Annotated in this window: 14 protein-coding genes; 6 read left to right on the forward strand and 8 right to left on the reverse strand. The window is 70.1% G+C overall.

The window, feature by feature from the left end:
- Nucleotides 1-238: 238 nt before the first annotated feature.
- The 3 genes from ACZ562_RS28015 to ACZ562_RS28025 form a co-directional block, all read right to left on the reverse strand.
- On the reverse strand, nucleotides 239-1,345 hold the full coding sequence (locus ACZ562_RS28015) for a serine hydrolase domain-containing protein (RefSeq protein ID WP_471184505.1): 1,107 nt from the start codon (nucleotides 1,343-1,345) through the stop codon (nucleotides 239-241).
- Nucleotides 1,346-1,846: 501 nt separating this feature from the next.
- Nucleotides 1,847-2,557: a peptide-methionine (S)-S-oxide reductase MsrA gene (gene msrA, locus ACZ562_RS28020; RefSeq protein WP_471184508.1), complete on the reverse strand. Its 711-nt coding sequence runs from the start codon at nucleotides 2,555-2,557 to the stop codon at nucleotides 1,847-1,849.
- A 263-nt stretch (nucleotides 2,558-2,820) separates the two neighbouring features.
- Nucleotides 2,821-3,939 carry a hypothetical protein gene (locus ACZ562_RS28025; protein WP_471184510.1) on the reverse strand — a complete coding sequence of 373 codons (1,119 nt, stop codon included), beginning with the start codon at nucleotides 3,937-3,939 and terminating at the stop codon, nucleotides 2,821-2,823.
- Between the two features lie 162 nt (nucleotides 3,940-4,101).
- On the opposite strand from ACZ562_RS28025, the gene ACZ562_RS28030 reads away from it, so the two are divergent.
- On the forward strand, nucleotides 4,102-5,259 hold the full coding sequence (locus tag ACZ562_RS28030; RefSeq protein WP_471184513.1) for a cystathionine gamma-synthase: 1,158 nt from the start codon (nucleotides 4,102-4,104) through the stop codon (nucleotides 5,257-5,259).
- Between the two features lie 10 nt (nucleotides 5,260-5,269).
- On the opposite strand, the gene ACZ562_RS28035 is transcribed toward ACZ562_RS28030, so the two are convergent.
- The 3 genes from ACZ562_RS28035 to ACZ562_RS28045 all read right to left on the reverse strand — a co-directional run bounded on the left by ACZ562_RS28035 (nucleotide 5,270) and on the right by ACZ562_RS28045 (nucleotide 6,704).
- Complete coding sequence (locus ACZ562_RS28035) at nucleotides 5,270-5,518, reverse strand: hypothetical protein (RefSeq protein WP_471184516.1); 249 nt, start codon at nucleotides 5,516-5,518, stop codon at nucleotides 5,270-5,272.
- Nucleotides 5,515-6,015: a sigma factor-like helix-turn-helix DNA-binding protein gene (locus tag ACZ562_RS28040; protein ID WP_471184519.1), complete on the reverse strand. Its 501-nt coding sequence runs from the start codon at nucleotides 6,013-6,015 to the stop codon at nucleotides 5,515-5,517. The genes ACZ562_RS28035 and ACZ562_RS28040 overlap by 4 nt, the downstream gene beginning before the upstream one ends.
- Before the next feature lie 182 nt (nucleotides 6,016-6,197).
- Nucleotides 6,198-6,704: a MarR family winged helix-turn-helix transcriptional regulator gene (locus ACZ562_RS28045; protein ID WP_471184811.1), complete on the reverse strand. Its 507-nt coding sequence runs from the start codon at nucleotides 6,702-6,704 to the stop codon at nucleotides 6,198-6,200.
- Between the two features lie 163 nt (nucleotides 6,705-6,867).
- Between ACZ562_RS28045 and ilvA the strand changes: the two genes are divergently transcribed.
- The 3 genes from ilvA to ACZ562_RS28060 all read left to right on the forward strand — a co-directional run bounded on the left by ilvA (nucleotide 6,868) and on the right by ACZ562_RS28060 (nucleotide 10,079).
- A complete protein-coding gene (ilvA, locus tag ACZ562_RS28050; protein WP_471184522.1) occupies nucleotides 6,868-8,097 on the forward strand; it encodes a threonine ammonia-lyase in 1,230 nt (409 codons plus the stop codon).
- A 111-nt stretch (nucleotides 8,098-8,208) separates the two neighbouring features.
- Nucleotides 8,209-9,225: an ATP-binding cassette domain-containing protein gene (locus tag ACZ562_RS28055; protein WP_471184524.1), complete on the forward strand. Its 1,017-nt coding sequence runs from the start codon at nucleotides 8,209-8,211 to the stop codon at nucleotides 9,223-9,225.
- Nucleotides 9,222-10,079 (forward strand): ABC transporter permease, encoded by an 858-nt coding sequence (locus ACZ562_RS28060; RefSeq protein ID WP_471184527.1) that lies wholly within the window; start codon nucleotides 9,222-9,224, stop codon nucleotides 10,077-10,079. Before ACZ562_RS28055 ends, ACZ562_RS28060 begins: the two co-directional genes overlap by 4 nt.
- Before the next feature lie 68 nt (nucleotides 10,080-10,147).
- On the opposite strand, the gene greA is transcribed toward ACZ562_RS28060, so the two are convergent.
- Nucleotides 10,148-10,648 carry a transcription elongation factor GreA gene (greA, locus tag ACZ562_RS28065; RefSeq protein WP_471184530.1) on the reverse strand — a complete coding sequence of 167 codons (501 nt, stop codon included), beginning with the start codon at nucleotides 10,646-10,648 and terminating at the stop codon, nucleotides 10,148-10,150.
- 169 nt (nucleotides 10,649-10,817) lie between these two features.
- Nucleotides 10,818-11,216: a DUF4307 domain-containing protein gene (locus ACZ562_RS28070; protein ID WP_471184532.1), complete on the reverse strand. Its 399-nt coding sequence runs from the start codon at nucleotides 11,214-11,216 to the stop codon at nucleotides 10,818-10,820.
- A gap of 204 nt (nucleotides 11,217-11,420) precedes the next feature.
- On the opposite strand from ACZ562_RS28070, the gene mca reads away from it, so the two are divergent.
- Together mca and ACZ562_RS28080 are read left to right on the forward strand one after the other, a co-directional pair.
- Nucleotides 11,421-12,302 carry a mycothiol conjugate amidase Mca gene (mca, locus tag ACZ562_RS28075; protein WP_471184535.1) on the forward strand — a complete coding sequence of 294 codons (882 nt, stop codon included), beginning with the start codon at nucleotides 11,421-11,423 and terminating at the stop codon, nucleotides 12,300-12,302.
- On the forward strand, nucleotides 12,295-12,555 hold the full coding sequence (locus ACZ562_RS28080) for a hypothetical protein (protein ID WP_471184538.1): 261 nt from the start codon (nucleotides 12,295-12,297) through the stop codon (nucleotides 12,553-12,555). The genes mca and ACZ562_RS28080 overlap by 8 nt, the downstream gene beginning before the upstream one ends.
- The last annotated feature ends 1 nt before the right edge of the window (nucleotide 12,556 follow it).

The following is a 12,556-nucleotide window of genomic DNA, read 5'->3' on the forward strand; positions in this document are numbered from 1 at the left end:
ACTCATCGGCAAAACCAACCCCGCCGGACGATCTGCGAGACAGACTGCCGCCCACGACCAGTACGAGCATCCCGAAACGAGGTCACGCCACCCCGCTGACCAGCCGCTTCAAGATGGCGGAGTTCATTGACGCCATGGGCCGCCCCACCACTGACCGACTCACAAGCCTGCCGACAACCGGCGACGGGGCAAGACATCCCGGTCTTGGCGAGCCCGTACTGCCGTGTGACCCGTCGGATCAGGCCCGCAGACCCTTGAGCCCGTCGTAGGCGGCCGTCACAAGCTCCAGTCCCCGGTTGTCGTCCGCGGGTTCACGCATCTGGTTGGTCACGTACGCCACCGCCATACGGCCCTCGGGATCGATCACGACGAGCGAGCCGCCCCAACCTCCCCACCCGAAGGTGTCGCCGAACAGCCCGTAGCCCAGCCCGTAACGGACTGGCATGCCAAGGATGCGGTCCTCGCCGCTGAACTGCTCCTCCCTTGCACGGTCACAGCCCGCCTGCGACAGCAGTCGCACCCCGTGCACTGCTCCTCCGCAGGCCATCACCGACTGCACGAGGGCGACCGAGTGGGCGTTGCCGAAGCCGCTCGCCGCGGGGATCTGCGCGCGACGCCAGGCCACGCTGTTACCGTCACGGACCCGTACGGCGGTGCCGGCGGCGGGGGACACGCTGCTGGCGGGCGCGCTCGCGGCGTAGTCCTCGTCCCGGGACGGCGGCGGGACGGTGAGCGCCACCCGGTGGTCGTGCTCGGCAGGCAGTCCGATGTGGAAGGCGGCACCCAGCGGTCTGGCCACCTCCTCTTCGAAGAACTCGCCCAGGCTTCGGCCGGTGATCCGGCGTACGACCTCGCCCACGAGAAACCCCTGGGTGAGCGAGTGGTATCCGGCCGTGCTTCCCGGTTCCCATTGCGGAGCCTGCGCGGCCAGACGTGCCGTGGCGGACGGCCAGTCGTAGAGATCCTCGATCGGCCCGTCCCAGTCGGGCAGGCCCGCGGTGTGCGCGAGCAGGTGTCGCACCAGCACGCTTTCCTTGCCTGCCGTGGCGAACTCGGGCCAGTACCGGCCGACCGGTGCAGCAAGATCGAGGTCGCCACGGTCGGCCAGGACCAGCGCGCACAGTGCCGTCATCGTCTTGGTGACGGACCAGACATTGGTGATCGTGTCCCGCTGCCACGGGATGGTGCGGTCCGCGTCGGCGAACCCACCCCAGACGTCCACCACCGGCTCGCCGTCCACGAAAACCGCAACCGAGGCACCCGCGTCCCCGTCGTCCAGCAATCCGGCCAGCGCACTCGGCACTGCGGTGAACAGGTCGTCATAGGTGCCCTGAATATCGGCCATGCGCCGTATTAGCGCGCATCGGCCCGTCAAGGGCAATCGAATTTCCCGGCCCGGCACGTGTGTTGGGCGCTCCAGTCGATCACCTCGGCCGGCGGAGGGACCGGCACGAGAGCGCGTGCGGACGCCGATCGGGCGACTGCGGCACACCCGTCTGGCGGAAGAAGGCGGTCTCCTCCCTCTCGGCCTCTGGAGCCGGAGCGATGCCGGCCTTTCCACGAGCGTGCCCGGTCGCGGGCGTACGGGGGTGGTCAGTTCGTCCTCCACCCCGGCGAGCCGTCGGGCCGCGGAGTCCAGGTCGCCGCTGCTGACGAGTGCGTGGATCTCGTTGGCGGGCGGAGTCACGTCGCGGAGACTGTCCACTCGTCCGCGTAACGTGCGTGGTACGGCCCCACCGAGGGTCCAAGCGCAGAAATGCCTCAGGATCGGCGCCGACCCGGCCGTGGCACCGCGCGAACGATGATCGACACCACGGCCGGTTGGGCGGGACTCAAGCTGGTTCGGCTACTTCTCCGGCGCCGGAGCGATGCCCGTCGGGCAGGAAGCTCCCCAGTTCGTCTCGAACGGGGTACTCAGCTTGACCCCCGTCCCGCCCAGCCCGCAGTACCCGCCCGGGTTTTTGGCGTCCGAAAGATACTGCTGGTGATATCCCTCGGCCGGATAGAAGATCCGGCCTTCGGCAGGCAGGATCTCCGTCGTGATCGTGCCGTGGCCCGAGGCCGTCAGGACCTGTTGGTAGGCCGCTCGGGAGGACTCCGCCAGCGCTGCCTGTTCGGGGGTGTGGGTGTAGATCGCGGAGCGGTACTGGGTTCCCACGTCGTTGCCCTGGCGGAAGCCCTGCGTGGGGTCGTGGGACTCCCAGAACGTCTTCAGGAGCTTCTCGTACGAGATCAGCCGGGGGTCGTAGGCCACGCGGACGGCCTCCGTGTGGCCGGTGAGGCCCGAGCAGACCTCCTCGTACGTGGGGTTCTCGGTGTGGCCGCCCTGGTAGCCGACCAAGGTCGTCCACACGCCTGCGGGGAGCTGCCAGAACTTGCGCTCGGCGCCCCAGAAGCAGCCCAGGCCGAAGTCGGCGACCTCGTAGCCCTCGGGGTAGGGGCCGAGCAGCGGGGTGCCGAGGACCGTGTGGCGGTCGGGGACCGTGAAGGCCGGCTCAGGGCGCCCCTTCAGCGCCTGCTCGGGGGTGGGCAGGACGGGCGTGCGGCCGAACAGCATGCGAGGGCTCCTTCGTCTCCTTGCCGATGGTCCCGGCCTTCGGTCCTGATCGACGGTCCTCGGCCGGGGCGGCATCCTTCACAACGTCTCGGTGCCGCCCCGAATTCCGTCAGGGGGACGGGGACGCGTTCGCCAGGCTCAGATCCCGCTATCAGCGGAGAAGCGGCGGAGCGGCGGAGAAGACGGCCGGCCGGCGCCCGAAGGGCACCTGGCCGGCCCCACCCACACACCCGCGCGGATCCGCGCGGACCCCGCCCGCGGCGTCAGTGCGGCAGGGTCGCCGGGCTGCCGCCGTTCGCCTCGTAGCCCGCGACCGCGAGCGCCCGGTAGACCGCGAACTCCGCCGCCGGGTCGGCCTGCAGGGTCCAGGGGAGGGCGCCCACGTGGCCGTCGACGTGTATCAGCTGGTTCATGGCCTCCGCCCAGCGCTCGGAGCGGACCAGGAAGAAGACCAGGAGGTGGCGGACGTGCGCCAGCATCGGGTCGTCTGGGCGGGCCGTGTGCACGGCGTGGAGCGCGCCGTGGATCGCCTTGGTGACGACCTCGCTCTGGTAGAAACTGCTGACCAGGTTCACCTCGGGCAGGTGCTCGAAGACCGAGAACAGCGGCATCGCGGCCAGCAGTGAGCCCTGGGGTGCGCGGGCAGCGGCGGCCTCCGCGAACGACGTGGCCAGTTCGCGCGAGCCGTGCCACTTCTCGCACCAGTAGTGCAGGGCTGCCAGATGCGCTCCCATGTGGGCCGGGGCGCGGTCCAGGATCTGCAGCCAGAGCTGCTCGAACTCCGGTCGAGGGTAGGCGAGTCCGCGGGCCACCGACAGCTCGACGATGTACGGGATGGGGTCACCGGGAGCCAGCAGCGCGGCGTCGGCGCACGCCGACTTCGCCTCCTCCATGATGATCCGGAACTCGTCCGTGCCGGGTGTCGACGTCCGCCACGCCTGCTGCACGAGGAACTCGGCGTGTACGGCCGCGCTGCCCGCGTCCTTGGGTGCCTCGGTCCGCCACACCCGCAGCCACTGCCCGCCGGGCGTCTCGCTGACCCCGCCGGGCCGCTGCCGCAGCTCCAGCGACGCGGCACCGGCGAAGGCCTGCACGCGCTGCCAGCGCAGCTCGCCCTCGCTCTCGGTGCCCGCGAGGAGCTGCGCGGCCGCCCGGTAGTCCTGGGTGCGCTGCACCAGGTCCAGGACGTCCAGCAGGTCCTGGTCGGGGCCCGGCATGCGGACGTCCAGCTCCTCCTGCCGGACGAACCCGTAGTTCGCCGGGTCCGCGGCGTCCGGGTGGCCCGGATGAACCTGCTCGATCACGCCGCGCCTGCGCCGCAGGAACGGAAGCAGCACGAAGCCGAGCATGACCAGCGCCATCAGGACCCAGATAATCTCCATGCCTCAAGCGAACCAGACCGCGCCGACAATTGGCCAACCTGGTCGCGGACCCTGTGGAAAACGGCGACGCCGTTCTCGTGGGCGCGGGGAAAACCCTCCCGTCCGGCCTCCCGCGTCCCGCCGTCCGGCACGGTCACCGCAAGCGCACTACCCTCGGTGCCCATGAGCGACAGGCACATCAGTCAGCACTTCGAGACCCTTGCGATCCACGCGGGCAACACCGCCGATCCCCTCACCGGCGCGGTCGTCCCGCCGATCTACCAGGTCTCGACCTACAAGCAGGACGGCGTCGGCGGCCTGCGCGGCGGTTACGAGTACAGCCGCAGCGCCAATCCGACCAGGACCGCGCTCGAAGAGAACCTCGCCGCCCTGGAGGGCGGCCGCCGCGGCCTCGCGTTCGCGTCCGGACTGGCGGCCGAGGACTGCCTGTTGCGTACGCTGCTCAGCCCCGGCGACCACGTGGTCATCCCCAATGACGCGTACGGCGGCACGTTCCGGCTGTTCGCGAAGGTCGTCTCCCGATGGGGGGTGGAGTGGTCGGTCGCCGACACCAGCGACCCCGTGGCCGTACGGGCCGCCATCACGCCGAAGACCAAGGCCGTGTGGGTGGAGACCCCCTCCAACCCGCTGCTCGGCATCACCGACATCGCCACCGTCGCCCAGATCGCCCGGGACGCGGGCGCCCGGCTGGTCGTCGACAACACCTTCGCCACGCCGTACCTGCAGCAGCCGCTGTCCCTCGGCGCGGACGTCGTCGTGCACTCGCTGACCAAGTACATGGGCGGCCACTCGGACGTCGTCGGCGGCGCGCTGATCGTCAGCGACCCGGCGCTGGGCGAGGAACTGGCGTACCACCAGAACGCGATGGGCGCGGTCGCCGGACCCTTCGACTCCTGGCTGGTGCTGCGCGGAACCAAGACGCTCTCGGTGCGCATGGACCGGCACAGCGAGAACGCCACCGAGGTCGCCGACATGCTCACCCGGCATGCGCGCGTGACGCGCGTTCTGTACCCGGGTCTGCCGGAGCACCCCGGTCACGAGGTCGCCGCCAAGCAGATGCGGGCATTCGGCGGCATGGTCTCCTTCCAGGTGGAGGGCGGTGAGGAGGCGGCTGTGGAGGTCTGCAACCGCGCCAAGGTGTTCACGCTCGGTGAGTCGCTCGGCGGCGTGGAGTCCCTGATCGAGCACCCGGGGCGGATGACTCACGCGTCCGCGGCGGGCTCGGCCCTCGAGGTCCCCGCCGACCTGGTCCGCCTTTCCGTGGGCATCGAGAACGTCGACGACCTTCTGGAGGACCTGCAGCAGGCGCTCGGTCAGTAGGGCGGCCGGGTCACCAGCCGGTGAGCGGTGGAGTCGTGTCCGAGGGCGGCTCCACCCAGGGGCGGGCCATCACCGCCCACACGACGAAGGCCACGGACGCGGCGAACAGCAGCAGCCACATGAGCCGGCGTACGGCGATCCTGCGGCGCAGCATGCGGCCGCCGCGCCGCACGACGTCCGCGTACAGGTCGGGCGGGACGGCGGGCTGCGTCCGCTCCATGATCCGCCGCGCGGCGGCCTCCCGCTCCGGCCGGTTCACGACGCCGCCACCTTCGTCCTCACCGCCGGTGCCGGCCCCCGCGGGGGATGCAGCAGCGTGGCCGTCGCCCGGTCACAGATCGCGTGGACGCGTTCCGCGGGCAGGCCGAGCAGGGCCGCAGTCTGCTCCTCGGCGACGCCCTCGAAGAACCTGAGGACCAGGATCAGCCGCTCCTGGGGAGCGAGCACGGCCAGCGGACTGCCGGGGTGCGGGCGGGCCCGGCCGAGGCCGCCGTACTGGTGCCACGCCCCCCGGGCGAAGCGGGTGGCCAGGTACTGGCGGGCACGGTCGTACGGGTCCTCGCCGCGCAGGCCGTCCCAGCACGCGTACGTGTGGGCCAGGGCCAGCGTCAGCAGGCGGCGCGCGCGCGGGTTGTCGTCCGGTGCCTCCGCCGTCAGCAGCGTGGCGGCATGCAGCAGCCGCCCGGCCGCGCCAGCGACGAACGCCTCGAACTCCCGGGCCCTGCGGACGCCTTGGGACGCATGCCGTTGTCGCACCGCGCCTCCCGCCTGAGGGCGACCCTGAGGAAACGGGCCCCGGCCGCGTACGGAACGCGTCAGCCGCGTGCGACAGGGATCCCGATCTCATATGAGGCCAGGGGTGGCCTTTCGGTCAAGAGCCACGCACGCACTGGTGGCCTCCCGCCGGGAACCGCTCCGCACGCGTGCGTGGTGGCCGCTCAGGACGACGACGGCGCGTCTGCTCCCGGCAGCCCCTGGGCGGCCATGCGGGCCGACAGGGCGGTGTTGAAGCGCGTGAGGAGCGTGCAGAACGCCTCGCGTTCCTCCGGCGCCCAGTCGTGTGTCAGCTCGGCCATCAACTGACGCCTGGACGAACGTACTTCCTCGAGCCGGGACTGCCCGCGCGGGGACAGCTGGAGCACCACGGCCCGCCCGTCCTCCGGATGTGAGGTGCGCTTCACAAGCCCGGTGTCGACGAGCGGAGCCACCTGCCGGGTGACCGTCGACGAGTCGATCCCCATGCTCGCGGCGAGCGCCTTGACGCCCATCGGTCCCTCTTTGTCGAGACGGTTCAGCAGCAGGTACGCGGCACGGTCCATGGAGTTGCGCACCTGCCCCACCCCGCCGAGCCGGGTCTGTTCCGCACGGCGGGCGAACACCGCCACCTCGTGCTGCAGGGTGTCGAGGAGACCGATGTCACCGACGGTCGTCATGTCCATCGACATTTCAGGTGTTGTGGGCATGGCCGGAGGCTCGCTTCATGAAAGGGGTGCTGGGTTGGGGGACAGGGTACGCGGCCGGGAGGCGGGCCGTACCGGCGCTGAGGAAACCAGTCTCGGAGGTTGGTCACAGCGGGGGTTCCGGCGTGTGAACTGCGAGACTTGTGTCATGAACCACCGTACGGCCCACTCCTTGCCTCCGGTCACCCTGGACGACGTGCGCGGTGCCCAGAAGATGGTCACGGGCGTCGCGCGGATGACCGCCATGGAGGGCAGCCGCCACCTGTCCCAGCTGGTCGGCGCGCCGGTCCACTTCAAGTGCGAGAACCTGCAGCGGACGGGGTCGTTCAAGCTGCGCGGCGCGTACGTCCGTATCGCCGGCCTCCTGCCCGAGGAACGGGCCGCCGGTGTCGTCGCCGCGAGCGCGGGCAACCACGCGCAGGGCGTGGCGCTGGCCTCCACGCTGCTCGGGGTGCGGTCCACGGTGTTCATGCCGAAGGGCGCCCCGCTGCCGAAGATCAGTGCCACGCAGGAGTACGGGGCCGAGGTGCGCCTGCACGGCCAGGTGGTCGACGAGACACTGGCCGCCGCGCAGGAGTACGCGGCCGAGACGGGCGCGGTGTTCATCCACCCCTTCGACCACCCCGACATCATCGCGGGCCAGGGCACGGTCGGCCTGGAGATCCTGGAGCAGTGCCCGGAGGTGCGCACGATCGTCGTGGGTATCGGCGGGGGCGGGCTCGCGGCCGGTATCGCGGTCGCGGTGAAGGCGCTCCGGCCGGACGTGCGGATCGTGGGCGTGCAGGCGGCCGGCGCGGCCGCGTATCCGCCCTCGCTGGCCGCCGGGCGGCCGGTGTCGGTCGGGAATCCGGCGACGATGGCCGACGGCATCAGGGTGGGGCGGCCCGGCGACGTGCCGTTCGGGATCGTCAACGACCTGGTGGACGAGGTCCGCACGGTGACCGAGGACGAGCTGTCCACCGCGCTGCTGCTGTGCCTGGAACGGGCGAAGCTCGTGGTGGAGCCCGCCGGCGCGAGCCCGGTCGCGGCACTGCTGAGCGACCCCGGGTCCTTCGAGGGGCCGGTCGTGGCGGTGCTGTCCGGCGGCAACGTCGACCCGCTGCTGCTCCAGCGCATCCTGCGGCACGGCATGGCCGCGCAGGGCCGCTACCTGGCCGTGCGCCTGCGCCTGACGGACCGGCCGGGCGCCCTCGCGACGCTTCTCGGGGTGTTGTCAGTGGTGGACGCTAACGTCCTCGATGTGAGCCACGTACGGACCGACCCACGGCTCGGGCTCACGGAGGCGGAGGTCGAGCTGCACCTGGAGACGAAGGGCCCGGCGCACTGCGCCGAGGTCGGCCAGGCCCTCCGCGAGGCGGGCTACACCGTCATCGACTGAGGTCAGGCGCGGATCGTCACCCGTTCGGAAATTTCCATTGAGAGACACGATACATCGCGTTATGGTGTGCCCCGTGAATGATGAACAATCCCCGACGACGTGGAGACTCATATGCCAGGCGCCATCTATGCCGAGGGTCTCGTCAAGACCTTCGGCGACGTAAGGGCCCTGGACGGCGTCGACCTCGATGTCCCCGAGGGCACCGTGCTGGGCCTGCTCGGGCCCAACGGCGCGGGCAAGACGACGACGGTCCGCTGTCTGACGACCCTGCTGCGCCCCGACAGCGGCAAGGCGGTCGTCGCCGGCCTCGACGTGCTCAGGCAGCCCCACGAGGTGCGGCGGTCCATCGGTCTGTCCGGCCAGTTCGCCGCCGTCGACGAGTACCTGACCGGCCGCGAGAACCTCGAGATGGTCGGCCGGCTCTACCAGATGAAGGCCAGGGCGGCCAAGGCCCGGGCCGAGGAACTGCTCGAGCAGTTCAACCTCGCGGACGCCGCCGAGCGCACCGCCAAGACCTACTCCGGAGGCATGCGCCGCAGGCTCGACCTGGCCGCGGCCCTGGTGGTCTCCCCGCCCGTGATGTTCATGGACGAACCGACGACCGGGCTCGACCCCCGTAACCGCCAGCAGCTGTGGGACGTCATCAAACAGCTGGTCTCCGGCGGTACGACCCTGCTGCTGACCACCCAGTACCTGGAAGAGGCCGACAACCTCGCGCACGACATCGCGGTCGTCGACCACGGCCGTGTCATCGCCCGCGGCACCTCCGACCAGCTCAAGGCCCGCACCGGCGGCGAGTGCGTCGAGGTCGTCGTCCACGACCGCGAACACATCGCGACCGCGGCCGAGGTGCTGGCCGGCTTCGGCAAGGGGGACACCTCCGTCGAGGATCACACCCGCAAGATCACCGTCCCCGTCACCGGCGGCGCCAAGCTCCTCGCCGAGGTCATCCGCGAGCTCGACGCACGCGGCATCGAGATGGACGACATCGGGCTGCGCCGCCCGACCCTGGACGACGTCTTCCTGTCCCTGACCGGCCACGTGGCCGAGGTGAGGGACGAGGAGAACGGATCGGCGGCCGGGGCGGCCGCCAAGGACCGCCGGCACAAGAAGGAGGCCACCGAGTGAGCGCCGTCACCGATGCCGTACGGGCCGCGGCCCCCGGCCACCCGTTCGGCCAGTCCGTGCGCGACTCGCTGGTCGTCGCGAAGCGCAACCTGATCCGGATGTCCCGCATCCCGGAAATGGTGATCTTCGGACTGATCCAGCCGATCATGTTCGTGGTGCTGTTCAGCTACGTCTTCGGCGGATCCATGCAGATCGGCGGCAGCACCAGCGCCACCGACTACAAGAACTTCCTGATGGCAGGCATCTTCGCGCAGACCGTCACGTTCGCCACGGCCGGAGCCGGCGCGGGCATCGCCGACGACATGCACAAGGGACTCATCGACCGCTTCCGCTCGCTGCCCATGGCGCGCGGGGCGGTCCTGACCGGGCGTACGCTCGCGGACCTCGTGCAGACGGCGCTGACGCTGCTCGTGCTCGCGGTGGTCGCTCTCCTGGTGGGCTGGCGCGTCGGATCCGACGGCGACACGAACGCCGTCAAGGTCCTCGGTGCCTTCGGCCTGCTGCTCCTGCTCGGCTACGCGTTCACCTGGATCGGCGCCCTGATCGGCCTGTCCGTCCGCACGCCCGAGGCGGCCACGTCCGGCGGCCTGATCTGGCTGTTCCCCGTGACCTTCATCTCCAACGCGTTCGTGGACACCAGCAACATGACCCCGTGGCTGCGCCATGTCGCCGAGTGGAACCCCTTCAGCGCCACTGTCCAGGCATGCCGTGTGCTCTTCGCCAACCCCGGCCGGTCTCCGTCGGACGCCTGGCCGATGGTGCACCCGGTGTGGGCGTCGCTGATCTACTCGGTCCTGATCATCGTCATCTTCAGGACGCTGTCGGTCCGGAAGTACCGGTCGGCGACGGCATGACCAGGGCCCCGGGCGTCGGGGACGCCGGGGGCCCATCACAGGTCGTGCAGGTCGGGAGCGGCCGGGGATCAGCTGCTGTACGGCTCGGCCTTGAGGATCTTCACCGAGGCCTTCTTGCCGTTCGGCAGCTCGTACTCCGCGTCCTCGCCGACCTTGTGGCCGATCACGCCGGAGCCCAGCGGCGACTGCGGCGAGTAGGTCTCGATGTCGGCACTCGCGTACTCGCGCGAGGCGAGCAGGAACGACAGGGTGTCGTCCTCGTCGCCGTCGAAGGCGATCGTCACGACCATGCCGGGCGCGACCGCGCCGTCCGCCGAGGCCGGGGCCTCGCCCACCTGGGCGTTCTCCAGGAGCTGGGTCAGCTGGCGCACACGGAGCTCCTGCTTGCCCTGCTCCTCCTTGGCCGCGTGGTACCCGCCGTTCTCACGCAGGTCGCCCTCCTCGCGCGCGGCCGCGATCTTGGCGGCGATCTCCGTGCGCGCGGGACCAGTAAGGTGCGCAAGCTCGTCCCTGAGCTTGTTGTACGCCTCCTGGGTCAGCCAGGTGACGTTCTCGCTGGTCTGGGTCACAGGTGCTCCTCGTAGGTACTGGGAATACAAAGCATCGCCCTACCCAGAAGAATGTTCCTTCACGGATGGGCGAAACCACGAGCCTAACAATTCAGGGGCGGAAGGGGGAGGACATAAGCCACCAGAATTACGTCCGCGCAGGTCAGCGCCTACGTATTCAAAAGTGACGTCAGTCGGCGTGGCAGCCGAGCAGCTCGGCCGTCGTACCCGGCGAGGTGGTGCGGAGCGTGACGACCTTGTCGATACGCGTGGCGGGCCCGTCGAAGCGGAAGTCGGCCCGGCCCACCTCGGCACCGTTCTCCGCCTGGGACCGCAGGGTGCAGTACCCGCCGGCGCCGGCGTCCTTGTGGACCTCCAGATGCACCTTCACGGCGTCCTTCGAGGGATCGAAGGTGATCACCTCGGCGCTGATCTTGTTCTGGCCGACGTAGTGGTAGGCGAAGTAGCCGACCAGGGCGAGCAGTGCCGCCGCGAGGAGGGCACCGACGACCTTGAGCCTGCGGTCGGCGCGCGCGTCCGAGGAGCGGCCGTAACGGCCCTCGGGCAGCCGCGTGCTCGCCGTACTCATGATCGTCCTCTCGGCAGGGGCCGGACCCGGTTGTCCCCGAAGGGGCCCCGGAGTTGGACCCCGGAATTATTCGCCCCCCGATTCGGTCACTATAGAAGCCTCCCGCCCGCCGCCCGACCGCCACCCCTCAACGACGTCCCTGCGGGACGGCACCTGTTGAATTGCACCCGGTCACACCGGGCGCCGACTACTGAGGATTGAGTCTTGACTGACCAGCTGCGACTGATGGCCGTCCACGCCCACCCCGACGACGAGTCGAGCAAGGGCGCGGCCACCATGGCGAAGTACGTGTCCGAGGGGGTGGACGTGCTGGTCGTGACCTGCACGGGCGGGGAGCGCGGCTCCATCCTCAATCCGAAGCTGCAGGGCGACAAGTACATCGAGGAGCACATCCACGAGGTACGCAAGAAGGAGATGGACGAGGCCCGCGAGATCCTCGGTGTGAAGCAGGAGTGGCTCGGCTTCGTCGACTCCGGCCTGCCCGAGGGCGACCCGCTGCCGCCGCTGCCCGAGGGCTGCTTCGCCTTGGAGGACGTCGACAAGGCGGCCGGCGAGCTGGTGAGGCAGATCCGCTCGTTCCGCCCCCAGGTGATCACGACGTACGACGAGAACGGCGGATACCCGCACCCCGACCACATCATGACCCACAAGATCTCCATGGTGGCGTTCGAGGGCGCCTCCGACACCGAGAAGTACCCGGAGGCGGAGTTCGGCCCCGTCTACCAGCCGCTCAAGCTGTACTACAACCAGGGCTTCAACCGCCCGCGCACCGAGGCGCTCCACAGCGCCATGCTGGAGCGCGGCCTGGAGTCGCCCTACGGGGAGTGGCTCAAGCGGTGGAAGGAGTTCCAGCGCACCGAGCGCACGCTGACCACGCACATCCCGTGCGCCGACTTCTTCGAGATCCGCGACAAGGCACTGATCGCACACGCCACGCAGATCGACCCCGACGGCGGCTGGTTCCGCGTCCCGATGGAGATCCAGAAGGAGGTCTGGCCGACGGAGGAGTACGAGCTCGCGAAGTCGCTTGCGGACACCTCCCTCCCCGAGGACGACCTCTTCGCGGGCATCCGCGACAATGCCTGATATGAGCGCAAGCGCAAGCCTGGCAATGACGCACCTCGTCCCCCTCGCCAAGGAGGTGGACGAGAACAAGGTCACCCCCGGTGTCCTCGGCTTCATCGTCTTCGCGGCGATGGCCCTGGCCGTGTGGGCCCTGATGAAGTCCATGAGCCGCCACATGGGCAAGGTCGACTTCAAGGAAGCACCCGACCCGAAGGCGGACGGCGAGGCCGACTCCGAGGACACCCCGGCCGAGCCCAAGGCCCGGCGGGGCTGAC

It is taken from the genome of Streptomyces sp. NPDC040410 (genome assembly GCF_055595715.1).